The organism is Cryobacterium sp. Hh7, assembly GCF_004403155.1.
GTDB lineage: Bacteria > Actinomycetota > Actinomycetes > Actinomycetales > Microbacteriaceae > Cryobacterium > Cryobacterium levicorallinum.
Window position 1 is genome coordinate 1 of the sequence record NZ_SOHG01000047.1, and the last position, 1,531, is coordinate 1,531.

Sequence of the window (1,531 nt, forward strand, 5' to 3'; positions counted from 1 at the left end):
AGAAAAGTTAGGTCATACAAAACCCAGCCGCCAAAACCCGAGTTGACCAGCACTTCTGGAACTCTGACCGAGGCTAGCTAGGAAACTCCCGCTAGGGGCCGGAGAGAGTCTGGACGGGTTATCCGTGACCGCACAGCCAGCGCGTGCAGGTCCAGAGCATGAGATGCGCGTTGTTGGCGATTATTCAGCCTCTCGTTCGGGAGATGAGGAGTTCGGCCGTTCGTGCCTCGGTGATGCCCCACGACCTGAGGGTGCTGTGCAGGAGTCGTTCCATCTGCTCGGGAAGCTGTTTGTCGCGGAGGAGTCGTGACGTTTCAATAAGGCCGAACGCAGCTGAGACGAGCTGAACGGAATGCTCGTGGAGCCCAGCGTGCATGGTCGGGTCGACCATATCGGACTGACCGGTTGCAGACATCGCCTCACGGAGCCATTTCTTGGTCAGGTAGACCCAGATCTGCAGCGGACTGGAACAGGGAGTTTCCGGCTGGATGGCTTCGCGAAGTATTCGCAAGGCGGCCATGGCAACCACGTCAGTTGATGCGGATATGGCCAGTTTTCGGAAGTAGAAGACGAGATCGGGAAGACCCTTCATGTCGGGCCGGACCTCGTAGACAAACGGTATTCCTGCAATGGCCTCCTCAAAGAATCTAGTTATGACTGCGTCGAGGGTGTGGCTCGGCCCGATCGGAAATCCGGGGTTGGCGGGTAATTCGTCGAGGATGTCCTGCGCGCTGGTTTTGAGAATGCCCCGCGCATGAAGAACGCGGGCCACGGCCGTCATCGAGTCCGAGTGAATCGCCTGCTCGTGCCAGTCCCAATGTTCTGGGGCATTCGTTGGGTCTGCACTTCCACTCCCTGCCGGGGTTGTCGGATGAAACATGGGTACCACCGCCTTCGGAACTGGTCAGTCCAGTCTCAACGAATACCCTGCGGCGGGTCTTCGGTGACAACGGAATGTTCGACAGATTGATCCACCAGATTCGGCTTTTGTGCTAATTCCTGGAGTGCCAGTTGTGCCCATCAACGCTGTTTGCGGACGGACCGGGCGTGGTCACTGATCGACGCGCTGCCCACGTCAACGCGGCGGAAACTCGAAGCGTATACGACCGTATAGCATACAGAATTTACGCTAATCAGCCCCATTTTCCGCTGCTGCATCGGGAATGAAGACTCTGCTTGCTGGTTTGGGGGAGCAGGCTGGCGCTGACTGCGTCCTTGCAATCAGGTGCGGGGCAGGGTTGTCACGCGATGGACGGTTGAGAGAGCCGCCGGCCGTGGCTTCATGACTGCAACCGTGATGGCATCGACTTTTCAAGCCGGATTGGAGCACAGCGGCCGTGTCCTACGTCGAGTGGGCGCGAGGTCACCCGCGGTCGACGGTTGAACTGGGCGGTGCACGCGGTACCGTGAATCTGACGCCCATACGGGCCAGGGTTGCGTCCCCCTGAGTGGTGTAGTTCCCCGCCTCGGGGCGTTGGATTAGCAACGTAAGAAACCATCGTGCGATGGTCAGTGAGTACCGATCAAAGAA

Annotated in this window: 1 protein-coding gene; it reads right to left on the bottom strand. The window is 58.7% G+C overall.

Annotated elements, in window-relative coordinates:
- Positions 1–184: 184 nt before the first annotated feature.
- Positions 185–880 (bottom strand): hypothetical protein, encoded by a 696-nt coding sequence (locus tag E3T43_RS13100; protein ID WP_134472764.1) that lies wholly within the window; start codon positions 878–880, stop codon positions 185–187.
- Positions 881–1,531: the final 651 nt, after the last annotated feature.

Excerpts from the sequence above, each read along its gene's own strand:
- E3T43_RS13100 (WP_134472764.1), bottom strand. The coding sequence starts at position 880 with ATGTTTCATCCGACAACCCCGGCAGGGAGTGGAAGTGCAGACCCAACG.